Annotated in this window: 23 protein-coding genes; 7 read left to right on the top strand and 16 right to left on the bottom strand. The window is 58.3% G+C overall.

Annotated elements, in window-relative coordinates; translation table 11 throughout:
• The first annotated feature begins 104 nt into the window (after nucleotides 1-104).
• From xylA to ACIQY3_RS01970, 4 genes are all read left to right on the top strand, one after another.
• Complete coding sequence (xylA, locus tag ACIQY3_RS01985) at nucleotides 105-1421, top strand: xylose isomerase (RefSeq protein ID WP_403016737.1); 1317 nt, start codon at nucleotides 105-107, stop codon at nucleotides 1419-1421.
• A gap of 149 nt (nucleotides 1422-1570) precedes the next feature.
• Nucleotides 1571-2572, top strand: coding sequence for a D-xylose ABC transporter substrate-binding protein (gene xylF, locus ACIQY3_RS01980; RefSeq protein ID WP_403016735.1), 1002 nt, complete (start codon nucleotides 1571-1573; stop codon nucleotides 2570-2572).
• A gap of 166 nt (nucleotides 2573-2738) precedes the next feature.
• Complete coding sequence (xylG, locus tag ACIQY3_RS01975; protein ID WP_403016733.1) at nucleotides 2739-4295, top strand: D-xylose ABC transporter ATP-binding protein; 1557 nt, start codon at nucleotides 2739-2741, stop codon at nucleotides 4293-4295.
• Nucleotides 4296-5432: a sugar ABC transporter permease gene (locus tag ACIQY3_RS01970; protein ID WP_403016731.1), complete on the top strand. Its 1137-nt coding sequence runs from the start codon at nucleotides 4296-4298 to the stop codon at nucleotides 5430-5432.
• Nucleotides 5433-5601: 169 nt separating this feature from the next.
• On the opposite strand, the gene ACIQY3_RS01965 is transcribed toward ACIQY3_RS01970, so the two are convergent.
• The 8 genes from ACIQY3_RS01965 to ACIQY3_RS01930 form a co-directional block, all read right to left on the bottom strand.
• Nucleotides 5602-6144, bottom strand: coding sequence for an adenylate kinase (locus ACIQY3_RS01965; RefSeq protein ID WP_403017627.1), 543 nt, complete (start codon nucleotides 6142-6144; stop codon nucleotides 5602-5604).
• Nucleotides 6145-6336: 192 nt separating this feature from the next.
• On the bottom strand, nucleotides 6337-6696 hold the full coding sequence (locus ACIQY3_RS01960; RefSeq protein ID WP_403016729.1) for an antibiotic biosynthesis monooxygenase family protein: 360 nt from the start codon (nucleotides 6694-6696) through the stop codon (nucleotides 6337-6339).
• A 41-nt stretch (nucleotides 6697-6737) separates the two neighbouring features.
• Entirely contained in the window at nucleotides 6738-7712 is a 975-nt protein-coding gene (locus ACIQY3_RS01955) for a zinc-dependent alcohol dehydrogenase family protein (protein WP_403016727.1), read from the bottom strand.
• A 61-nt stretch (nucleotides 7713-7773) separates the two neighbouring features.
• The gene (locus ACIQY3_RS01950) at nucleotides 7774-8076 is read right to left on the bottom strand and encodes a helix-turn-helix transcriptional regulator (RefSeq protein WP_123509004.1); all 303 of its coding nucleotides are present in this window, start codon (nucleotides 8074-8076) and stop codon (nucleotides 7774-7776) included.
• Nucleotides 8077-8130: 54 nt separating this feature from the next.
• The gene (locus ACIQY3_RS01945) at nucleotides 8131-8805 is read right to left on the bottom strand and encodes a phytanoyl-CoA dioxygenase family protein (protein ID WP_403016724.1); all 675 of its coding nucleotides are present in this window, start codon (nucleotides 8803-8805) and stop codon (nucleotides 8131-8133) included.
• Between the two features lie 94 nt (nucleotides 8806-8899).
• On the bottom strand, nucleotides 8900-10201 hold the full coding sequence (locus ACIQY3_RS01940) for a hypothetical protein (protein ID WP_403016722.1): 1302 nt from the start codon (nucleotides 10199-10201) through the stop codon (nucleotides 8900-8902).
• Between the two features lie 546 nt (nucleotides 10202-10747).
• Nucleotides 10748-11764: a LecA/PA-IL family lectin gene (locus ACIQY3_RS01935; protein WP_403016720.1), complete on the bottom strand. Its 1017-nt coding sequence runs from the start codon at nucleotides 11762-11764 to the stop codon at nucleotides 10748-10750.
• A 345-nt stretch (nucleotides 11765-12109) separates the two neighbouring features.
• Nucleotides 12110-12550: a hypothetical protein gene (locus ACIQY3_RS01930; protein ID WP_403016718.1), complete on the bottom strand. Its 441-nt coding sequence runs from the start codon at nucleotides 12548-12550 to the stop codon at nucleotides 12110-12112.
• 277 nt (nucleotides 12551-12827) lie between these two features.
• Here ACIQY3_RS01930 and ACIQY3_RS01925 point away from each other — a divergent pair, with 277 nt between their 5' ends.
• Nucleotides 12828-13658, top strand: coding sequence for an alpha/beta fold hydrolase (locus tag ACIQY3_RS01925; RefSeq protein WP_054615301.1), 831 nt, complete (start codon nucleotides 12828-12830; stop codon nucleotides 13656-13658).
• Between the two features lie 42 nt (nucleotides 13659-13700).
• Here ACIQY3_RS01925 and ACIQY3_RS01920 read toward each other — a convergent pair whose 3' ends face one another.
• Nucleotides 13701-14627: a Gfo/Idh/MocA family protein gene (locus tag ACIQY3_RS01920; RefSeq protein WP_403016715.1), complete on the bottom strand. Its 927-nt coding sequence runs from the start codon at nucleotides 14625-14627 to the stop codon at nucleotides 13701-13703.
• 153 nt (nucleotides 14628-14780) lie between these two features.
• Between ACIQY3_RS01920 and ACIQY3_RS01915 the strand changes: the two genes are divergently transcribed.
• Together ACIQY3_RS01915 and proP are read left to right on the top strand one after the other, a co-directional pair.
• On the top strand, nucleotides 14781-15686 hold the full coding sequence (locus ACIQY3_RS01915) for a bestrophin family protein (RefSeq protein WP_403016713.1): 906 nt from the start codon (nucleotides 14781-14783) through the stop codon (nucleotides 15684-15686).
• A 117-nt stretch (nucleotides 15687-15803) separates the two neighbouring features.
• Nucleotides 15804-17306: a glycine betaine/L-proline transporter ProP gene (gene proP, locus ACIQY3_RS01910; protein WP_403016711.1), complete on the top strand. Its 1503-nt coding sequence runs from the start codon at nucleotides 15804-15806 to the stop codon at nucleotides 17304-17306.
• 47 nt (nucleotides 17307-17353) lie between these two features.
• On the opposite strand, the gene ACIQY3_RS01905 is transcribed toward proP, so the two are convergent.
• The 7 genes from ACIQY3_RS01905 to ACIQY3_RS01875 all read right to left on the bottom strand — a co-directional run bounded on the left by ACIQY3_RS01905 (nucleotide 17354) and on the right by ACIQY3_RS01875 (nucleotide 23239).
• Nucleotides 17354-17722, bottom strand: a complete 369-nt coding sequence (locus ACIQY3_RS01905; protein WP_403016709.1) for a DUF6124 family protein — start codon at nucleotides 17720-17722, stop codon at nucleotides 17354-17356.
• A 492-nt stretch (nucleotides 17723-18214) separates the two neighbouring features.
• Nucleotides 18215-19018, bottom strand: coding sequence for an alpha/beta fold hydrolase (locus ACIQY3_RS01900; RefSeq protein WP_403016707.1), 804 nt, complete (start codon nucleotides 19016-19018; stop codon nucleotides 18215-18217).
• A 98-nt stretch (nucleotides 19019-19116) separates the two neighbouring features.
• On the bottom strand, nucleotides 19117-20010 hold the full coding sequence (locus ACIQY3_RS01895; protein ID WP_403016705.1) for a LysR family transcriptional regulator: 894 nt from the start codon (nucleotides 20008-20010) through the stop codon (nucleotides 19117-19119).
• Nucleotides 20011-20078: 68 nt separating this feature from the next.
• On the bottom strand, nucleotides 20079-21293 hold the full coding sequence (locus ACIQY3_RS01890; RefSeq protein WP_403016703.1) for a pyridoxal phosphate-dependent aminotransferase: 1215 nt from the start codon (nucleotides 21291-21293) through the stop codon (nucleotides 20079-20081).
• Nucleotides 21283-21912 (bottom strand): RraA family protein, encoded by a 630-nt coding sequence (locus ACIQY3_RS01885; protein ID WP_403016701.1) that lies wholly within the window; start codon nucleotides 21910-21912, stop codon nucleotides 21283-21285. The genes ACIQY3_RS01890 and ACIQY3_RS01885 overlap by 11 nt, the downstream gene beginning before the upstream one ends.
• Nucleotides 21909-22574: an RraA family protein gene (locus ACIQY3_RS01880; protein ID WP_403016699.1), complete on the bottom strand. Its 666-nt coding sequence runs from the start codon at nucleotides 22572-22574 to the stop codon at nucleotides 21909-21911. Before ACIQY3_RS01880 ends, ACIQY3_RS01885 begins: the two co-directional genes overlap by 4 nt.
• Nucleotides 22571-23239 carry an RraA family protein gene (locus ACIQY3_RS01875; RefSeq protein ID WP_403016697.1) on the bottom strand — a complete coding sequence of 223 codons (669 nt, stop codon included), beginning with the start codon at nucleotides 23237-23239 and terminating at the stop codon, nucleotides 22571-22573. The genes ACIQY3_RS01880 and ACIQY3_RS01875 overlap by 4 nt, the downstream gene beginning before the upstream one ends.
• Between the last annotated feature and the right edge of the window lie 119 nt (nucleotides 23240-23358).

The raw sequence follows: 23358 nt of genomic DNA, 5'->3' as shown, positions 1-23358 counted from the left end.
CTCAATACGCAAAATCGCACCCTGTGTTGGTGATTTTCATAATCAGCAGGCACGGGGCCGTTGCTAGTATCGAGACACCGCCAAGAACAACAAGGACATTGCCAATGCTGTACTTTCCCGATGTCGACAAGATTCGCTACGAAGGCCCTGCCAGCGATTCTCCCCTCGCCTTCCGTCACTACGACGCCGACAAAATCATCCTCGGCAAGCCCATGCGCGAACACCTGCGCATGGCCGCTTGCTATTGGCACACCTTCGTCTGGCCGGGTTCCGACGTGTTCGGTGCAGGTACTTTCAAGCGCCCATGGCAACACGCCGGCGACCCGATGGAACTGGCCATCGGCAAGGCGGAAGCCGCGTTCGAGTTCTTCTCCAAACTGGGTATCGACTATTACTGCTTCCACGACACGGATGTCGCCCCGGAAGGCAACTCACTGAAGGAGTACCGCAACCACTTCGCGCAAATGATTGATCACCTGGAGCGACACCAGGAAGAAAGCGGGATCAAGCTGCTGTGGGGAACCGCCAACTGCTTCAGCAATCCGCGCTTTGCCGCCGGCGCCGCCAGCAACCCGGACCCCGAAGTGTTTGCCTTCGCCGCAGCCCAGGTCTTTAGCGCCATGAACGCGACCCAACGCCTGAAAGGGTCCAACTACGTGTTGTGGGGCGGTCGCGAAGGCTACGAAACCCTGCTCAATACCGACTTGAAACGTGAACGCGAACAACTGGGCCGCTTCATGCGCATGGTGGTCGAGCACAAATACAAGATCGGTTTCAAAGGCGACCTGCTGATCGAACCCAAGCCGCAGGAGCCGACCAAGCACCAATACGATTACGACAGCGCCACCGTGTTTGGCTTTCTCCAGCAGTTCGGCCTGGAAAAGGAAATCAAGGTCAACATCGAGGCCAACCACGCGACCCTGGCCGGTCATAGCTTTCATCACGAGATTGCGACGGCCGTCTCGCTGGGGATTTTCGGCAGCATCGACGCCAACCGTGGTGACCCGCAAAACGGCTGGGACACCGATCAATTCCCCAACAGCATCGAAGAAATGACCCTGGCCACCTATGAAATTCTCAAGGCCGGCGGGTTCAAGAATGGCGGGTACAACTTCGACTCCAAGGTTCGCCGCCAGAGCCTCGATGAGATCGATCTGTTCCATGGTCACGTCGGTGCAATGGACGTCCTCGCCCTGTCCCTGGAGCGGGCAGCCGCCATGGTGCAGAACGACCAGCTTCAGCTGCTCAAGGATCAACGCTACGCCGGCTGGCAGCAGCCGTTCGGGCAGGCGGTGCTGGCAGGTGACTTCAACCTCCAGTCGCTGGCCGAACACGCATTCGCCAACGAACTGAATCCGCAGGCCGTCAGCGGCAGGCAGGAAATGCTCGAAAACGTCGTCAACCGGTTCATCTATCGCTGATCGCCAACGGCGTCTGCGGGCGCAACAACGCTGTGACATTCGCACGACAAATCTGTGTCCGCTGCGTCTGCCGATTCTCTACAGTTCTACCAGCCCGAGACTCATCGTCTGGCAGTGTCTTTCAAACAAAAATAAAAGGACGCACCACCATGAAGAATGTAAAACGCGCGCTATTGGCCAGCGCCCTGGCGCTGCTGTCGCTGCCGGTAATGGCCGATGCCGCCCACCCGAAAATCGGTTTCTCCATTGAAGATCTGCGGCTGGAACGCTGGTCGCGTGACCGCGATTACTTCGTGGCGGCGGCGGAGAAAATGGACGCCAAGGTCTTCGTACAGTCGGCCGATGCCAACGAGCAAAAGCAGATTTCGCAAATCGAAAACCTCATTTCCCGTGGCGTCGATGTGATCGTCATCGTGCCGTTCAACGCCACGGTCCTGACCAATGCAGTGGCCGAAGCGAAGAAAGCCGGAATCAAGGTCGTATCCTATGACCGCCTGATTCTCAACGCGGATATCGACGCCTACATTTCCTTCGATAACGAAAAGGTCGGCGAGATGCAGGCCAGCGGCGTGCTGCACGCAGCGCCCAAGGGCAATTACTTTCTGCTCGGGGGTGCGCCTACCGATAACAACGCAAAAGTCCTGCGCGAAGGTCAGATGAAAGTGCTGCAACCGGCCATCGACAAGGGGGATATCAAGATCGTCGGCCAACAATGGGTGAAGGAATGGAACCCTACCGAAGCGCTGAGCATTGTTGAAAACGCCTTGACCCGCAACGACAACAAAATCGACGGCATCGTCGCCTCCAACGACGCCACGGCAGGCGGCGCCATCCAGGCACTGGCCGCTCAGCAACTGGCCGGCAAAGTGCCGATCTCCGGGCAGGACGCAGACCTCGCAGCGGTCAAGCGAGTGATCGCCGGCACGCAAACCATGACCGTGTACAAACCGCTGAAACTCATCGCCTCCGAAGCCGCCAAGCTTTCGGTGCAACTGGCGCGTAACGAGAAACCCGCCTACAGCTCGCAGTACGACAACGGCAGCAAAAAAGTCGACACCATCCTGCTCACTCCGACTCCGTTGACCAAGGACAACATCGACCTGCTGGAACAGGACGGGTTTTACACCAAGGCGCAGATTGCCGGGCAATGACCAAGGCATCAATCCCTGGTTATGCGAAACCCCTTGTGGGAGCGAGCCTGCTCGCGAAGACGGTGGTTCAGCCTGCATCGCGATTGAATGTGCTGACGCCTTCGCGAGCAGGCTCGCTCCCACAAAGATTAGTGCCATGTGAGTCTTTGTTATACGAGCCCTCTCCATGTCCGACTATCTGCTGCAAATGAACGGTATCGTCAAAACCTTCGGCGGTGTCAAAGCGCTCAATGGCATCGACATCAGGGTCAAGCCGGGTGAGTGCGTCGGGCTGTGCGGCGAGAATGGCGCCGGCAAGTCCACGCTGATGAAGATCCTTTCTGCGGTGTACCCCTATGGAACCTGGGACGGTGAAATCCTCTGGGACGGTCAACCGCTGAAGGCGCAATCGATCAGCGAAACGGAAGCCGCCGGTATCGTCATCATTCACCAGGAACTGACGCTGGTTCCCGACCTGTCGGTAGCCGAGAACATTTTCATGGGCCATGAACTGACGCTGCCCGGTGGGCGAATGAATTACCCGGCGATGATACACCGCGCCGAAGCCCTGATGCGTGAACTGAAAGTGCCGGACATGAACGTATCGCTGCCGGTTTCGCAGTACGGCGGCGGCTATCAGCAACTGGTGGAAATCGCCAAGGCACTGAACAAGCACGCGCGCCTGCTGATCCTCGACGAGCCTTCATCGGCCCTGACCCGTTCGGAAATCGAGGTGCTGCTGGACATCATCCGCGACCTCAAGGCCAAGGGTGTCGCCTGTGTCTACATCTCCCACAAGCTCGATGAAGTGGCCGCCGTGTGCGACACCATTTCGGTGATCCGTGACGGCAAACACATCGCCACGACCGCCATGGCGGACATGGATATTCCACAGATCATCACCCAGATGGTCGGGCGGGAAATGAGCAACCTCTACCCCACCGAGCCACACGACATTGGCGAGGTGATTTTCGAAGCCCGCCACATCACCTGCTACGACGTCGACAACCCCCGGCGCAAACGGGTCGACGATATTTCGTTCAGCCTCAAGCGCGGGGAAATCCTCGGCATCGCCGGGCTGGTCGGTGCAGGCCGCACCGAACTGGTGACAGCGCTGTTCGGCGCCTACCCCGGTCGCCACGAAGGCGAAGTCTGGCTGGACGGCCAACTCATCGATACCCGCACGCCGCTCAAGTCAATCCGTGCCGGCCTGTGCCTGGTGCCCGAGGACCGCAAGCGCCAGGGCATCATTCCAGACTTGGGCGTCGGTCAGAACATCACCCTGGCCGTGCTGGACAGTTACTCGAAACTGACCCGCATCGATGCCGAAGCCGAACTGGGCAGCATCGATCGGGAGATCTCGCGCCTGCACCTCAAGACCGCAAGCCCGTTCCTGCCGATCACCAGCCTGTCCGGCGGCAATCAGCAAAAAGCCGTCCTGGCGAAGATGCTGCTGACCAAACCCCGGGTGCTGATTCTCGATGAGCCCACCCGAGGCGTGGATGTCGGCGCCAAGTATGAGATCTACAAGTTGATGGGGGCGCTGGCGGCCGAAGGTGTGTCGATCATCATGGTGTCGTCGGAGCTGGCCGAAGTGCTCGGCGTTTCCGACCGCGTACTGGTGATCGGCGAAGGCCAGTTGCGTGGCGACTTCATCAACCACGGACTCACCCAGGAACAGGTGCTCGCCGCCGCACTCAGCCAGCCCGATGGCCATAACAATAATGATCGGAAATCCGCGTAAATGAATCAGGTCAAGCAACTCTTCACCCGCTACAAAATGCTCGCGCTGGTGTTTGCCGTGGCGTTTATCTGGCTGTTCTTCAGTTGGCAGACCGAGGGCGGATTCCTGACACCACGCAATCTCTCAAATCTGCTGCGCCAGATGTCCATTACCGGGATTCTCGCCTGCGGCATGGTGCTGGTCATCATCAGCGGCGAGATCGATTTGTCGGTCGGCTCATTGCTGGGCCTGCTCGGTGGCGTCGCGGCGATTCTCGACGTGGTCTACCACCTACCGCTGCTGGCGAACCTGAGCCTTGTCGCCCTGTGCGGACTGCTGATCGGCCTCGCCAACGGCTACATGGCCGCCTACCTGCGCATTCCGTCTTTCATCGTGGGACTGGGAGGCATGCTGGCTTTCCGGGGCATTCTTCTGGGGATTACCGGCGGCACGACCATCGCCCCGGTATCGCCGGAACTCGTCTACATCGGCCAGGGTTATTTGCCCCACACCATCGGCACGGGCCTGGGCGTTCTGCTGTTCGCACTGACGTTGTTCCTGACCTGGAAACAACGGCGCAATCGCGCCCTTCATGGCCTGGCGGCACATTCACTGGTGCGTGACGTCGTGCGCGTGCTGTTGATCGGCGCGGTGCTGGCCGGCTTCGTCCAGACCCTCAACAGCTATGACGGCATTCCTGTACCGGTCCTGTTGCTGCTGGTTCTGCTGGGCGGGTTCAGCTACGTGACCAGTCAGACCGTCTTCGGCCGACGCGTCTATTCCGTGGGCAGCAACATGGAAGCGACGCGCCTGTCCGGTATCAATGTGCAAGCCGTGAAGCTCTGGATTTTCGGGATCATGGGCGTGATGTGCGCCCTCGCCGGCGTGGTCAACACCGCACGCCTGGCCGCCGGTTCGCCCTCGGCCGGCAGCATGGGCGAACTCGACGCCATCGCCGCCTGCTTCATCGGTGGCACCTCCATGCGCGGCGGCTCCGGCACTGTCTACGGCGCCCTCCTCGGCGCACTGGTCATCACCAGTCTGGACAACGGCATGTCCATGCTCGACGTCGACAGTTACTGGCAGATGATCGTCAAAGGCAGCATTCTGGTGTTGGCCGTGTGGGTCGATGTGAGCACCCGGACTGGGCGGCGTTGATGCGCTGTGGATGAAGGCAACCGCGACTGTCTGCTTCACGTGACGGTTGTTATGCAGCCACTGATGATCAGTGGCCGGTGGTTTTGTCTGTCGTGACCGGCAGAAAACGGTCCAAAGCGAACTTCTCTCAGCGCGTTGAGAATCGTGCCTCTGCCGTCCCGATTTCGAGCTATTGCGATATCAGCGACACCGCATGAATGACATCCGCAGCCATCTTTTGAGCACTATTAATCCCGTCAATCCGTAAGACCGGGGCCGTTTGCTCTGATAGCCACGCCTCATGCCACGCTCGGTTGCGTCCGGAAAAGTTCGGATTGTCATACTGCGAGGCCCACTCCCGAAAAGCGACATGTATCCCGTGCATGTCACCACCGGGCGCTATCCGATCTCCAAAACGCTCCTTTTCACGAGCGGCCAACCGTTCAAGGCGAACAGGCGTTGGCGTCACAACGAACACAATCAGGTCGACATGACTAATCAGCGCATCTCCCCAACCCATACAAGAACCGGTCAGCACCCAACTTTCATCACCGAATTTTTGCTGGATCAATGACACGCGCTCATTGGCAGGTCGCTTGGTCGTAAAAGGAGGGTTGGTGGGCATCCAGAAAAAATCATCGACATCGACATGTCGCACACCGAGCAGAGTTGCGAAGTTTTGACCCAACGTGGTCACGCCCGCACACGAAGCACCTGTCATGTAAATCCGCAATTTTTCCTCCATGAATACACGTCGTGTTTTGAGGTCAGCAAGATATCCGATACCCACCTGAGCCTCACTTTTTTTCTGAACTATAAATGACCGTTTCTGGCCAAAAGCGCTTCAGGATGTCCAGACGTCACACCCTGGCTTCCTCAGACCAAGTTGCCTGGTCTGCCTATTTCCGACATCGGCCAATTTGCTTTAAAGCCACAAACCTCTTGAGCCTCCCACGCTAACGGCGCTGTTCGAATCATCATGTCCGCCGGCAAAAAAAGCGGCCCCTTCAATATGGTAGACCTTCGGTTCCTCCGAAAAATATTCCTCCAGGCCCATCATGAACATCCGATGGTCTTCACTTTCTTCGAAGCCCGGTGTGTGATCCTCAAGTGAAGCCCAGCGCACAATCAGGTTGAATAGCTGAGGGGTTTCAATCCCTTGCGCGAGCAAGTGGCCGCCGTAGCCCTTTGCGCGGGCAAGCAAAGGAGCGACTTCGGCAAATGCACGTCTGAACATTTCAATGCGTTCATTGTGGACGGGAAGTAGAGCGATCTCATAAATCATGGGGCGTTCCTCTGATATGACTTAAGCGGTTAAATACACACTTACGAGATGAGCGATGGCTCGACGGCAATCGCGATTTTTCCTCGAAGGCCGTTGTTGGGGCTCTCCAACCGGGCATGGGCGAGACCGATCTCGGTAAGCGAATAGACAGCTCCAACGTATGGCCGCAGCTGACCGCGCGCGACCAATGCACTCAGCTCATCCAGCTTGCCGCGGTTCTGTCTTGTGAAAACGAAGTGATAACTCGCGTTCTTACCCCAGGCCTGGATAACGTTTTGTGGCTGTGCGATGTCCACAATCGTGACCACGCGGCCAAGTTGTGCGAGCACGTCGGGGCTACGCGACAGTGTGTTGCCGCCGATGGTGTCGAACACGACATCGACGCCGCGACCATCCGTTTCCCGGAGTATGGCGTCGACGTAATCCTGCTTTTCGTAGTCGATGACCACATCGGCACCCATGCTGCGTGCGAACTCGGAATTTGCTTCTCGCACGGTCGTGTACACCCTTGCACCCATGGCTTTTGCCAGTTGGATCGCCACATGACCGACTCCCCCCGCGCCGCCGTGTATGAGGATGCTTTCCCCCACTCTGAGCGCTGCACGCACGACCAGTGCTTCCCACGCCGTCCCGCCAACCAGGGTCAGGCTTGCCGCCTCAAGATGGCTCAGTGATGGCGGCTTCTTCCCGACAATGCTTTCGGCCGCGACGTGGTACTCGGCATAACTGCCTGGCCCGTCGAATATTTGCGGGGTGTACCAGACTTCGTCTCCTGGAACGAAGGTCGTCACACCTGGACCAACTGCTTCGACAACGCCCGATACGTCATGTCCGGTAATGGCCGGCAGTTGCACCAGGTCGGGATAATCGCCACGTCGAACCTGGTAATCCAAGGGGTTGATGGAGGTTGCGTGTACCCGCACCAGGACTTGTCCCGCACGCGGCACGGGCTTGGGCACGTCGCAGAGTTCGAACGATTCCGGGCCGCCAAATGATTTAAGCATCATCACTTTCATGGTAAATCCTCGTATCGATAAAAAGGGATATCGAGATATCTCGATATATTGGAGTAAAAAATTACAGATCTTTCCCGATGATCTCGGCAAGTGCACTGATGGTTGCTTCATTGCGTTTGTAGTAGGTCCACTGCCCGATGCGCCTGACTTCGACCAGGCCCACTCGTTGCAGCGTTGCAAGATAGCCAGACACCGTAGACTGCGACAGCCCGATACCTTCTTGAATACTACTGACGCAGACCCCCACCGTGAGAACGTCACCTTCATCCTGTGGAGGGAAGTTCTTTGCGGGGTCCTTCAAGCCTTTCAGGATTTCAAGGCGCGTAGGATTTGAGAGGGCTTTGAATATTTCGAGTAATTCCATGAGCCGAGCATATCGAGATTTATCGATATGTCAATGCGAGAGTCAATGCGAGATTCAGCGGAGGACGAAATCCGCAGGCTCGAACCGCCCACTCGTATCCATCCGAACATTGCGCAGCCCCACCGTTTCCAGGTGCGACGCATACAGCAGCTCCGAACAATAGCTGATCAGAATCGAGCGGCGGCGTGCGCCGTTTAAGTTCAGACTGCCCGCATGCACCAAATCGACATCGAACACTAAAATGTCTCCGGCCGAGCCTGAAAGCTGTAGAGACCGTGACTCGTCATTAAAATCGAATGGCGGCGCTCCTGGCTCGGGGCGATGACTACCGGGGACGATCCGTGTCGCACCGTTTCCGGGGCCATAATCGTCGAAAAAAGCCAGGGCAATGGCGATGTCGCCTGGCCTTTGAGCCGACAAGTCGCGGTGCAGCAATTGATGGCCGCCCCCGGCAAGGGGCTCGCGCCCCTCCACCTGCGAGAGAAAGAACCGCTCCCCGATCAACTCACCGACCACCGCCAGTAACTTGGGCAGACAACACACCGCCTGAACCGTCGAATCATCGTCCAGCATCGAACAGCGCCAGCCCACTCCACGCGGCACTGGCCATTGCTCCGACGGCTTCACACCCGTATCGAACACGGCACGCAGGTCACCCAGCCATTCGGCTGGGATCGCTCGACGGAGCAATGCGTAGCCGTCTCGATGGAGTTGCTTACGGTCGGTCATGGTTTTCTCGGCTTCCTTGTCTGGATGAAATCGGCCCCCACGTCGTTGTTATGGCGAGTCACCACAAACACTCTTTCAAAAACGCTGTTGCGCCCTATTCCGCCGCCTTGAGCGTTTTGATCTGGACCATGAGCATGGAAATATCAGAGGTTTCCACGAACAGGTCATAGGCCTCAAGGTAGAGGTACACACTGTCTGTCTTCAACCCGTTGTTGGCGGCGCAAGTCACATTACGCGCCATCCCTTGCAGCGAGGCGACTTTCTGGGTGGCAGAAAAGGACTCGCCCACCGAACATTTGAAATGTTGCACGAACGGTTTGCCCGTGTTGTCGGTAAAGCTTTTGTTGTAGGCAACAGCAGTCCCGGGTTTGAGGTTTTGCCAATCGCCATCCAGATCGATGCCTGTGAGCGTGCTTGCCTGGCCAGTTTTGCCGGGGAGCTGAGCGCTGTTCGTCGCGGCAAGCTCAATCAGCCCGCGCCAGCGGATGCTCACAGACTCCTTGCCCAAGGCGCCCGCCGCCTGCTCGCGCCATAGTCCGCGGGCCGGGCCCGGTTGCAGATACAGGTCCAGTGGGCTGTCTTTGATCACGGCGCCGGGCACTATTGGAGAGGAAGCGCTGTACGTGAGTTGCAAATGGCTGAGGGTGTGGGTCGGTTGTCCCTGGGGCAGTGCGCTGACCTGTGCCAGCAGTGAAGTCGAAACCTCAGGCGTGCGCAGGGTCGGCGGTAATTTTTTACGGATGTCTGGCGTAGCGAGTTGCGCCAGGCTGGCGGGTGCGGCGCACACCGCGTCAATCAGTCGAGCCTGTTGCGCTTTGTCCAATGCACTGTCGAGCGGCTGTACGGACGCTGGCAGCATGCTCTGGCCGTTTAAACGATAGGTCAGGCGGTTGGTGACCTGGCGGGCAGCGCAGTCGACCTCGACACGCTCCAATTGTCGGTCGTAAGGCGCCCCTTCGCTTTCATCGAGGCGGGTGCGGCCATAGTCGATGCCCGCCCATATGGAACGTCGAGAGTTATCCATGCTGAGGGTGCCGGGGTCTAGCAACAAGGTGTCTTCGCTGTTGCCGGGCAGTTGCTTCCAGGCGCTGTTCCGGACTGCTTGGCACATCTGCTGGGCGATGTTCCGTGCGAGGTCTGCCGGCAGGGAATAAGGACTGCTCAAATCCTTTGCGCGGCGATAGGTCATGGACACTTTTGTCGAATCGCAGTCAGCGAAAAGCCGGGCCTGGGTGGCTGGCGCGGCACCTTCAGCGGGTACATTCACGGTGACCACGGCAGTTCGGCCAAGGCCGAGAGTGCTATCCAGCGTCAGCGGCAGGGATTTTATGCGGCTCGTCATGGCTTGATTTTCTACCTCGCGCTCGGCAGCCACGCGTTTGTAGTAGTTGGCCATCCCATTGCCTTGCAGGGCACAACCGGTCAGGGACACAGCGAGGACGGCACCCGACAGGCGAACTAGTAATCTCACAGCAGACAGCTCCTTGGCGCGCCACGAATTCATCGCGATAGCGGGCGCGTATTTTGTAGGTTTATCGAAAATTTGAGGTTATTGCGGCGTGGCCAAGACGGCGCTCCGGTGTCGTCGGAGGCCAAGGAATAGCGAGGCAACTGTATTTCCGGTGTTGCGAGGGGAGTTCATGGACGGTCCTTCGTCGATTTCTGAGCACAAGTCCCTTTGAGTCGGCTTAACAACCAAAACCTTTAGGAAAGGCTTGTTCCCGCGCCGGTAACGCGTTCAACTTTTTTGGAGGTCGATCATATGCCGTTTGCAGCCGTGCGCGAGAGGCGACAAACGGCCAATAGAGGACGTACGGTTCGGTCTGATTTCGACGAATTCGACCATTAGTATCGGCGCGAAGTTGGTTGACCCCTCGTTACCAAGGGGCCGCTTGAATCAGTTGTGGATGGTAATAAACGCTTGTGGAGACAAGACCACTGCCTATCGAGCTGTTGGGCCAGATGTTATGGCCCGCAGTACTTTCCAGCTTCCGGTGCCGACGCCGGCTCTGTTTGGAGAACGGTTTGTGTAGACGTTATAACCGTTGCTCTGCCTTCCTTCGAAATGACCACAGGTATCCAGGTATCCACCTTGAGAATTGTTGTATTCGTTTCGGAGGTTGATCGGGTCTCCGATATAGATCTGTGAGCCGACAGCACCGAACATTACGACCCAATCGAGAGTTTTATGACCGGTTTTTTCAACGCCGCGGTTCGCCATTTCCGCTGTTGAGACATTGTAAAGCTCTGGTGTGGTGGCGTGATTGTTCGTATCGAGGTAGCCGCCTCCGTTTTTGTCGCTGTACCCTGGGCCGTCTCCGTACAGATTCAAAAGCCTGATGGTATCGCCAGAGCGCACCCTGTCACCGTTTGGCTTACCCGTTGCGGACCCGATCAACCAAGTGTCGATGGGGCCTTCTTTTTCGGGTGAGAGAACAGTCACGACCGCATACTTGGCACCGAACTCCTTGGAGCTGTCATAAACAGAGAGATAGCCGCCGTTCCAATTGGCATAACCGTTGAGAAAGCGAACTTTGTCGCCATATTTGAGTACATCGGCTGTCGGCTCAGTGATGAGCGTTTTCTTCTCTACGCTGACGTTGAATGAGCCGCTGTTGTTACCGTAATCTCCCGCTAAATCATTGATGAGAAAGGTGAGTTCTCCATCGGCCGGTACCGTCCAGCGGAACACTCCGGTATTGATCGGAGTGAGATAGTCATCGCCGATCTTCATCAGGAGCGCACCGACAAGTCCATCCGGATACACCAATCCCGTGGGCTTGTACGAACCAACCAGGCTCTCGTCCCCTTGGGGACCGAAGGCCCTTCCCGGGCCACGCTCTACCCATCCCGACGCGACAATCGTGATTACGTCGCCCTTCTTAACCGTGAAACCTGTCTTTTTGCCGCTCTCCAGCTTTGCATCGACTGTGCCGGACCAGATATCGGATTGAGACATTGTGAAGCTCCTTTTCTATAGTGATTTCCCTAGCATTTGCCGGGAGGCAACAACGTTCTCCGCGTTGTGACCTGCGTACTCACTAGTGAAGGAACCCACATTTCAAAGATACGAACTGGCTTAGCTCCATGCTCATTCTCACTGCTTGGGATTCCTTCCCGCAGGTCGCGAACTGACTATAGAGGGCGAGGATAATCTGTCAAAAAATTACCGAAAGCAGCCGTCCATGTCTGACCGCTTTGGGTCGGTTGATGCTCTTCGCGATGGGCAGAAAACGGCCAGGAGCGGTCAGTCACTAGGGCCCGCAGCTAAGTATTCAACACCATCACAGGATTGCAGAAATACTCAACGCTTTATTCCGCGAGCAACGTTTCTGCAATCCAATAGCAAGTCATCCAGGAATGGATTGATTTCCAGCGATTCCATTAGCTCCAGCAACTCTGCAGCGGCCGTTCTGATCGGTCGCCACTCGTCATGATCAAATATCAGTTGATCGTGACAGTGGAATGCAGCCTCAGTAAGGCTATTGCATAGTTCCCAAATATCTTGCAGCCGTGCCTTGATTTCCGCTGGTAACGCGCTGTCGCAGATCGAAAGAACCTCGTTCAACGGAAGGATCATCTCTGACCAGGCTTCACATGCTGGGCAATCCGGGATGGTTCTCTGCTGTAAATCCGAGGTCAGTGCCAGGAACTCGAGCGCCGGGATCGCCTTGCACACCGCAAGAACTTGCTTGTATTCATCTTGGCCGTACCACTCCCACAACGTTGTAGAGAAACCCATCATCAAGCTCCAAAAACAATCCAGTCGACCTATTACCATCTGTGGGCAGATTCAACTCTATCAGTTCGCTCTTGCGTAGGTCGAACGGCTGCAATGGGTCGATAGCTGCCGGTCATCAATGACCGCTTTGTCGCTGGCCTGCCCCACCCATCGCTTGAAAGCCCCTCTCCTCGCCTGTCTTCTACACTGACCAAGCCCGCTCGTGCCCCTTGGCGCACGACCGCGGGCCCACTGCCTTTTGCATGCCCCACACCCACCAAATCGCGAGGGGACACACGCCATGAACTCAATTACGACCAAAGACGGAACACAGATTTTCTACAAGGATTGGGGGCCGAAAGATGCGACGCCCATTGTGTTTCACCACGGCTGGCCGTTGAGCGCGGATGACTGGGACAACCAGATGATGTTCTTTTTGCTCAAAGGCTTCCGGGTGATCGCCCACGACCGCCGTGGACACGGACGCTCGACCCAGACCTGGGAAGGCAACGAAATGGACACGTATACCGCCGATGTCATCGAGCTGACCGATGCGCTCGATCTCAAGGGTGCGATCCATGTTGGCCATTCGACCGGTGGTGGCGAAGTCGCACGCTACGCCGCACGAGCCAAACCGGGACGGGTGGCCAAGGCTGTGCTGATCAGCGCGGTTCCGCCGATCATGGTCAAGTCGGAAAAGAACCCCGGCGGACTCCCCCTGGAAGTGTTCGACGGGTTTCGCGCGGCGCTGGTTGCCAGTCGTGCGCAGTTCTACGTGGACGTACCGGCGGGGCCTTTTTACGGTTTCAATCGACCTGGAGCCAAAGTCTCCCAAGGCGTCATCGACAACTGGTGGCGGCAAGGCATGATGGGCGGCGCAAAGGCGCATTACGATTGCATCAAGGCGTTTTCCGAAACGGATTTTACCGAAGACTTGAAGGCGATTCAGGTGCCGACACTGGTCATGCACGGCGAGGATGACCAAATTGTGCCGTTCGCCGACTCGGCGCCGCTGTCGGCCAAACTGTTGAAGCATCCAACGCTCAAGACTTACCCAGGCTTCCCGCACGGAATGCCGACGACCAACGCGGATCAGATCAACGCTGATTTGCTGGCGTTTATTCGCGGTTGAGTTTGCGCTGAAGATAAGGGGACATTGCCTGTCCCCTTTTTCTTAATCGAAAAACGGTTCAACCAACGTTCGACTGCCCACAAAAAAACTATCCGCCACGAGCCGCAACGGCTGCAGGTCCAGGTCACTGGCCTTGTCGCCAATCAGCCGTTGAAAATGCCGATACACCGCCGCGTACTCACCCTCCTCCGATACCGCTTGGCGCACGCCGTCAATACTCAACAATGCGCCACCGTTGTCCAGGCGCAGGACGCCTTCGGTGCAGCGAATCTCGATGCTCCAGAGTTCGTCATGGCCGTGGTCGAAATCGAATTCCGCGCGGACGTCGAGGTGTCGCGCGTCGGACATCTTGATTGATGCGGCAATCGGTGACTGGCAGTTGCTGGGCACGCGCAGTTCGGCAGATTCGACAAACAGCGGCAGCGCCAGCAGATGAGTGGCGATCGACAAGGCATTGATGCCGGGATCGAACACGCCGAGGCCACCGGGTTGCCAGATCCACGCCTGGCCGGGATGCCACTTGCGCACGTCCTCCTTCCAGTCGATCTGTACGCTTTGCAGGGTGCGGGTGGCCAGCCAGTCGCGGGCCGCTTCGATGCCGGGCGCGTAGCGTGAGTGCCAGGCGAACAATCCGCTGACGCCTTGCTCCGCGACCTGATCCACCAACGCCATCGCCTCACCCAACGTGGCGCACGGCGGTTTTTCCACCAGCACGTGTTTGCCTGCGGCCAGCGCTTCTTGCACCAGAGCAAAGCGACCTTGGGGCGGCGTGCAAAACGCAATTGCATCGACGAGCGGGCCGTTTTCCAGCAGCTCGCTCAGGGATTGAAAATTCTCAACCCCGGCGCACGGTTGCCCTTTCGTGGCGACGGATACCAACTGGAACGCCGGGTTGGCGTGGATCGCGGGGACGTGTTGATCCTGGGCAATCTTGCCGTAGCCCACCAGACCGAGACGGATCGGTTGCATCAATGACTCCTGATTATTTTTCTTATCTTGGTATGCGAACGCCCAAGGTTACACCTCTCGGATCATTGATCGCAGCCCCCCACCGAACCTTTACCCGACAACCACCGTCCGAGTTAGAGCATTAATGCTCACCACTCGCCGCGAGGTCGCCGTTTGAAAGCTGCCGTCATCAAAAAATACCGCCTGATCATCAAGACCATGGGCTACGTAGGCTGGGCTCTGTTCTGGTTATTGCTGTGGGATATCGCCGTCACCGTGGACTTCATGCTGTTTCTCAACAGCAAGATCAACCTGCCGCTGATGCCGCTCACGTTACTGGGCTCGGCGTTGGTGGTGCTGATCAGTTTTCGCAACAGCAGTGCCTACAATCGCTGGTGGGAAGCGCGCACGTTGTGGGGGGCGATGGTCAATAACTCCCGCAGTTTTGCGCGGCAAGTGCTGACGTTGCTGGATGATCGGGGGCACGAGGTCAATCCGATGAAGGCCACCCTGCTGCGTCGCCACGTGGCCTATGTGAATTGTCTGGCGGCACACCTGCGGGGCCAGCCATGCCCGGACGAGATACGCGCGTTTATTCCAGCCGAAGAGTTCGCGCGCAGCGGCACCACCAATAACTTTGCCAACGATATCCTCAACGGTTCCGCAGCGTTGCTGGCCCAGGAATACAAGGCCGGGCGCCTGGACAGTATTCGCCTGGCGCGGCTCGAATCGACCCTGGTTGACCTGTCCAACAGCCAGGGCGGCATGGAGCGGATTGCCAATACGCCACTGCCCTACCCTTACGTGTATTTTCCACGGCTGTTTATTTCGCTGTTCTGCCTGATCGTGCCAGTGGGGCTGGTGGAGTCCCTGGGTTGGTTTACGCCGCTGGCATCAACGGTAGTGGGTTTCATGCTGCTGGCCATCGAGCGCATCGGCACCGATCTGCAAAGCCCGTTTCGTGACAGCGAACACCAGATCCAAATGGAAGCCCTGTGCGAAACCATCGAGAAAAACCTGCAGTCGATGCAGCGGGATTCGCTGGGTGGCGATCGACTTGCCCCGCCCGCCATTGCGTAGCGCTAACAAATAAAAGCGGCGGGCGGTGAATTATTCAGTGTCCTCATGTATCTGAACCATAGAGCGCGTGCCATTAAAACAATGGCAATGAAATGGATCAGCGACAGAGTAACCCGGATGAAATCACGCAAAAAAACCGTCAATCCCATCGGATTGGAAGACATCACCATCGTCGACGACGCCAAGATGCGCAAGGCGATCACCGCCGCCGCACTGGGCAATGCCATGGAATGGTTCGACTTCGGCGTCTATGGCTTTGTCGCCTATGTGCTCGGCAAGGTGTTCTTTCCCGATGCATCCCCCAGCGTGCAGATGATTGCCGCGCTGGCGACCTTTTCGGTGCCGTTCCTGATCCGTCCCCTGGGCGGTCTGTTCTTCGGCGCCTTGGGCGACAAATACGGTCGACAGAAAGTCCTCGCGGCCACCATCGTGATCATGTCCCTCAGCACCTTTGCCATCGGGCTGATTCCCTCCTATGCCTCGATTGGCATCTGGGCGCCTATCCTGCTGTTGCTGGCCAAGATGGCGCAAGGCTTCTCGGTGGGCGGCGAATACACCGGCGCTTCGATCTTCGTCGCCGAGTATGCCCCGGACCGCAAGCGCGGCTTTCTCGGGAGCTGGCTGGATTTCGGTTCCATCGCCGGTTTTGTACTCGGCGCGGGCCTGGTGGTGCTGATTTCCGCCGTGATCGGCGAAGAGCGGTTCCAAGAGTGGGGCTGGCGCCTGCCGTTCTTCCTCGCCCTGCCCCTGGGCATGATCGGGCTCTACTTGCGTAACGCACTCGAAGAAACTCCGGCGTTCCAGCAGCATGTCGAAAAACTCGAACAAGGCGACCGCGAAGGTCTGGCGCGCGGCCCGAAAGTGTCTTTCAAAGAAGTCGCCACCAAGCACTGGCGCAGCCTGATGACCTGCATCGGTGTGGTGGCCGTTACCAACGTCACCTACTACATGCTGCTCACCTACATGCCGAGCTACCTTTCGCACAACCTGCACTACAGCGAAAACCGTGGCGTGTTGATCATCATCGCGATCATGGTCGGCATGTTGTTCGTGCAGCCCCTGATCGGTTTTATCAGCGACAAGATTGGCCGTCGGCCGTTTATTCTTTTCGGCAGCATCGCGCTGTTCTGCCTGGCGATTCCGGCCTTCATGCTGATCAACAGCGGCAAACTCGGGCTGATATTCTCGGGACTGCTGATCATTGCCGTGGTGCTGAACTTCTTCATCGGCGTGATGGCTTCGACCCTGCCCGCCATGTTCCCCACCCACATCCGTTACAGCGCACTGGCCAGTGCCTTCAACGTCTCGGTGCTGATCGCGGGCCTCACGCCGACCCTGGTGGCCTGGCTGGTGGAAAGCACCAACAACCTGTACATGCCGGCGTACTACCTGATGGTAATCGCCGTGGTGGGCCTGGCGACCGGCATCACCATGAAGGAAACCGCCAACATGCCCCTGCGCGGAGCGGCTCCGGCGGCGTCCGACCTGGAGGAAGCGAAGGAATTGCTGCAGGAGCATGAGGACAATATTGAGCAGAAAATCGAAGACATCGACGCTGAAATCGCTGCGCTGGAGGCCAAGCGCAAAAACCTGGTGATGCAGCACCCGCGTATCAACTGACAGGAATGCAGTGAGGGAGCACGCTTCCTCACTGCAGCGTCTGGCTGCTACCCAGGCTTGTGGTTATCCAGCATGCGATTCGCCGCCCTCTCACCCATCGCAAGCGACCGATGCAACACCACCATCGTTTGGCGTCGCGGGCCTTCCGACAGCTCCACGAGATCGTTGACCATCGCACAGGCCGATGTCAGCGATTCGTAGACCTCGACCATCAACGTTTCTTGATCCACCGCTGCGTCGATGGAGTACAAAGTGCCGGATCTGCGGGGCGGTATCTGCGTTTTCGTCGCCCCGGGGTCGAGGTAGAACTTGAGCGCACGGTCGGCCGCCGCTTTCATTTTTTCAGGGTCAAGATTAAATGCGGCGTCGAACGGTACTGGACCGGTATTCGGAGGGTTAGGCGTTACTTTGAACATAGATGAGAACTCCTTGTTGCAGATTTTAAGAAGCCAACACCCTCGCTACCAAACGAATGGGTGGCGGCCATACGTGGGTTGGTAGACCGGCTGCAACAGGAAACCCGGCGCTCCCGAAGGAGCCCCACGCATGACCACCATAAAGCGAGTCCCAACAACTGGGCTGCATAAGGCGTTGCCATACGGCTGTAACAGGCGGGCTACCAAACCCGATCACTGTTTTGCAGTGACCCGGAAACGATATCGCCCACCCCTTAGCCGCACAAGCCGGCGGATTCTGGCGCACGCGTAGGCAACGACGCAAGGCGTTGTAGCCGCTTATGACGTAACACCGAGTGTCTTTAAACGTTCGCGCAAAAAACCTGTTTAACCGCCGTAAAAGCCGAACGACATCCAACCCGGTGTCTTTGCGAACACTGTAGTTACATATTGCACAGCAGCATCTTTCGGATCAGCTGGTCGCGGAGCGTTGATGTACCCGCGAGCTACAAATCAGTCCAGCTGACAGGCCTTATGGAAATCAGCAATCTCCCGCCACATCGCAATCGGATTGGAATACATCGGAAAGTGCCCACACTCCGGAATCGGTGCCAGCCGTACGCCTTCGGCCTCGATATGAGGCAGGTACGACAGTGCGGCGTTCTGTTCGCCGTACATGAACAGGCGCGGGCATTTCAGGCCGAGAAACTTGCTCATCAGGTCGGCGTTGTCCGAGAGCTCAACCATCGACTGGAAAATCCCCCGCACCGCCCCCGCCCGCACTTTGTGGCGCAAGCTCGCCGAATACAGGGCGCTGGCGTATGCCGGGGCCTGTCGGGTGCGTTGGATAAAGGCTGCGAAAAACGTCTCGGGATCATCGCTCGGATAGTCGTTGATCTGGCGGCTGAGGAAGCAGTCTTCCGGCGCGATGTTGCCTTCGATATCGACAAAGCTGAGCACCCGATCCGGGAAATGATGGGCCAACATCAGCGCCGTGAGCCCGCCCATGGAGTGACCGACCAGATGGAAGCGCTGAATATCGAAATGCGCCAGCACCTGCAACGCGGTCTGCATCAGGAACGGGATGGAGATTTTTGACAGATCGCTGCATTGGCTTTCGCCACAACCCGGTGCGTCGTACGCGAGGAACGGACGACCGGCGAGGGCTGGCTGCAGCACGATGTCGGCATAGTCTTCCTTGGTTGAGCCGAAGCCATGCAGGAATACAATCGGCGCCAGCGCACCTTCGCGGTGGATGGCGGCGACGTTCAACGAGACGCCCTCGACGGTCAGGGGGAGCGTTTGAGACAAGAACACGTAGATGACTCCTTAAGCGCAAAGTCTGCCAATTTCAGGTGAATCGAGGCGTCTGTAAATTCCGGATTGGCTAACGCTTTCATACGCCAAACGTATGGTCAGGCTTTCTCGCGGAACCGGGCGATGACCTCGTCTATCAGCGGGTTGGGTCGATCCGCATTCCACGCCACCGCCGTCGTCACCACGTTGAGCTTTTGGTTGAGCGGTCGAAACACCACGTTGTCCGGCGCCAGTTTTTTCAGCGAGGCTGGCACCAGCGCGATGCCCTGGCCATAGCTGACAAACGCGATTTGCGAGGCCACCGAACGCACTTCGTGCAGCACTCGCGGGGAAAAGCCGCTGGCCCGGCAGGTCGCGATCAGGTTGTCGAAATACACCGGGCTGACCTTGCGGGAAAACATCACCAACGTCTCGTCGGCCAAGCTCGACAGGCTGATGCGCGTGCGCGATGCCAAGGGATGATCGGCGGGCAATGCCACCACCAGGCGCGCCTCCAGCAGCGGCAGCGATTTGATCGAAGCGCCCAGGTCACCGTCGAGACGGGCGAAGGCCAGGTCGATATCCCCGGCCTCCAACGCCGGCACCGCCTCGACGCTGTCGATTTCCCTTACAGACACGGTCAGGTGCGGATAGTCGGTTTTCAGCTGCTCGATCAACCCCGGCAACACGTCGAACATCGCCGTGGAGATCGCACCGATGGTCAACATCCCCGACTGCCCCGCCACCGCTTCCTCTACGGCCAGTTCCAGGCGTTCGAGTTGTTCGGCGAACTTGCGCACCGCCGGCAGGATCGCCGCCCCCACCGGAGTCAATTTCGCCCCGCGTCGGGAGCGCTCGAACAGCTTGACCTTGAGCGCCTGCTCCAGCACTTGGATCTGCTCGCTCAGCGGTGGCTGGGACATCCCCAGGCGTTTGGCGGCGCGGCCGAAATTCTGCTCTTCGGCCACGGCCAGGAATAACCAGAGGTGACGGATCAGGCGGAAATTGATCATGATTAATCCATAGGTTCAGCGTATCTGACGTCAACTTGACCAGTAACCTACCTATCAGACAACCCCTTTTATTTAAGCGATAAGCAAAATTGGCGGATGGCTTCACACGCCTTTAGCAAAGAGTCGTCATCCAGGGCGTAGGCGATGCGGAGATACGGCGCCAGTCCAAACGCACTGCCGTGCACGACCGCGACATTGGCCTCCTCGAGCAAGGCAAGGGCCACGTTTTCATCCGTCTCAAGCAACGTGCCGGCGGGCGTGGTGCGTCCCAACAACCCGGCACAGGACGCAAAGGCATAAAAGGCCCCAGACGGACTCATGCATTCCAGACCTGGCGTGTCATTCAGATGGGCAACCACCAGGTCCCGACGCTTTTCGAACGCCGCGCGCGATTGAAGGATGAAATTCTGTGATCCCGTCAACGCGGCGATAGCCGCTTGTTGTGAGATGGCGCTGGCGCCTGAGGTTTGCTGGCCCTGAAGCTTCTCCATCGCCTCCAGCAACCAACGCGGACCGGTGGCAAAACCGATGCGCCACCCAGTCATGGCGTAGGCCTTGGACACGCCATTCATGGTCAGGACCCGTGGCGCGAGTTTCGGTTCGACCTGAGCCAGCGTGTTGAAAACCTGGCCGTCGAACAGCAGGTGCTCATAGATATCATCGGCCAGCACCAACACACGGGGACGCGCCAACAGAACCTGCGCAAGCGCTTTCAACTCATCCTTGCTGTACACGGCACCCGTGGGATTGGACGGCGAGTTCAGGATCAACCAGCGGGTGTTGTCATTGATCGCGGCGTTCAATGCCGCCGGTGAAAGCTTGAATTGATCGTCGCTGGTACACGCAAGGATCTTTGCCGTGCCGCCGCACAACTCCACCATTTCCGGGTAACTGACCCAGTAAGGCGCCGGGATAATCACTTCATCCCCTTCATTCAAGGTCGCGGCCAACGCGTTGTAGATGACGTGTTTGCCGCCATTGCAAATGATCGTGTCCTGCCAACTGACGTCCAGACCATTCTCGTTGCGAAACTTGGCGGCGACCGCTTCGCGAAGCCCACGCACACCCGCGACTTGCGTGTAACGGGTGTGGCCGTTCTGGATGGCCTCGATGCCGGCCTGGCGCACGTGCGCCGGCGTGTCGAAATCCGGTTCGCCGGCGCATAAAGAGATGATCTGTGCCCCGTCAGCCCGGCGTGCCGCCACGCGATCCATGATGCGGTAGGTGGCGGAGGGTTGCGCTTGGGCGAGGCGAACATTGAGCTGTCGGATATCACACTTCATGGCGGGCTCTCCAGCTCGTCAAGTTCATCAATTCCAGCGTCGAGCGACCCTGGCTCAGGGCAATCATCATGTCTGCTTCCTTCGCGGCCCGCGCTTCGGCTTCGGCAATCGTCTGCGCCACTGAGCCTTGGGGGATGATCAGTACACCGTCGTCATCGGCCACCACCAGATCACCCACCGCCACGTGCGCGCCGTTGAAGTTGAAGCACTGCCCGACCGAGGGGGAACTGGCCTTCACCGTGCCTTTCATGGAGATTCCGCGTGCGAACACCGGAAATTTCCGGGCGACCAACGCCGCGATATCGCGCACCCCGCCGTCAATCACCAACCCGACGACACCGGCGGCTTCGGCGGCCACGGTAAGCACTTCGCCCCAATAACCGGCCAGGTGATTACCGGTCGAGACCACGAGCACGCTGCCCCGGGGCACCCGTTCCAGCGCAATGTGGATGGACAGGTTGTCACCCGGCGAGCATTCCAGCGGATACGCCGGCGCCGCGATAAAAGCGCCCTCCCAGATCGGCCGGATGGCCGGGTCCACCGCGCAGGGCAATCGGGACGCTTCGTAAAGGGTCGATGAGCCGAGCACTTTCAAGCGTGCGTGCATGATCGGGTTCATTGTTCCTTCCTCTGCAAGGTGTGGTAACCGAGGGTTTCCCTGGCTTGCTTGAGGGTTTTGCCCTGGCTGATCAGCGTGCGGATGTCGCTTTCGACGGTTTCGATTTGTCGGGCACGCTCCGCGACTTCTGCGGCGCGAGCCCGTGGCACCACAATGACGCCGTTGGCGTCGGCCACCATGATGTCCCTGGCACACACGCGCGCACCGCCGATGGACACCGGTTGATTCACCGAAAGCACCTCGACCCGGTCCTTGCCGGTGCGCATGTAGCGCCCCTGGCTGAACACCGGATAGCCATCGTCGAGGGCTTTGCTCACATCACGACAGACGCCATCAATCACCGTTCCGGCGATGCCCCGCGCCCCGGCGTACTGGGTCATGATGTCGCCCCACACGGTGCAATCGGAGCGCCCCTCGTTGGCGATCACCACCACATCCCCGGGGCTGACGTCCTCGATAAAATCGCCCACCGTACCGGGTGGAATGCTCGCCGGAACGTATTGCACCGTGAACGCCGGACCCACCACCACGGATCGATAGTTCTCCAGCGGCGCGATGCCCAGGCATTGGCCGGGAATGCCCAGTTTATCCATGGCATCCGAAACGCCAGGGGTGTCCAGCCCTGCAAACAGCGCCACGAGTTTTTGATCTTCGCTGTTCATTGCGCAGACTCCACGGCAATGGTCTCGAACTGCGTGTCGTGCATCACCTCCACCACCGAGCGCCCGCCCCGTACCGCCGCGACCATGGCCGCCTCGCGCCGGGCAATGCGCTCGCCCAGGTTCAAGACGTTCTCGATGTGCGCCGCCGGGATAAACACCGTGCCGCAGGTGTCGGCAATCACGTAGTCATCCTCCGACACGGCGACACCGGCGACGCTGATGGTCACGCCGGAATCGACCTGCACCACGCGGTTACGGGCGCTGATCATCGTCACGCCACGGCCGTAGACCGGATAGCCGATGGACGCACTGCCGTCGATATCCCGACTGAAGCCATCAATCACCGTGCCACGAATGTTCTTGATCACAGCGGCGTTGGCAATGATGTCGCCCCAGCAGGAAATCCCCTCGAGCCCACCGGCGATTACCAGCACCCGATCGTCGCTGGTAATCGCGTCGATGACCGGGGAAATCATGTGCACCGTCCGGGCGCTGCCGGTTTTCGGGGCCAGCTTCACGGTACTGGCCCTGCCAACGATTTTTGGGCAGTTCCACAACGGCCTGATTCCACCGGTTGCACCCGGCAATTGCAGAAAATCCAGGGCGTCGGAGACGGTATTGGTATCGAGTTCGGCCAGGCGCTGAAGCGGGGTTGAAGCTGGCATGGGATGAGCCTCTGTTGTCGTTGAGGCTCGAGTGTCGGTGAGGATGGGTGATAGGTATATTCGTATTAGCGGAAGGGAAACATAGGCTGAACGTATGGCTATGGATCCCAGGGTGATGG

The sequence above is a fragment of the Pseudomonas sp. NPDC096950 genome (genome assembly GCF_044762525.1).
Lineage (GTDB): Bacteria > Pseudomonadota > Gammaproteobacteria > Pseudomonadales > Pseudomonadaceae > Aquipseudomonas.
The sequence above is the reverse complement of the archived record's forward strand: the minus strand, read 5'-3'. Positions and strand labels throughout refer to the sequence as shown.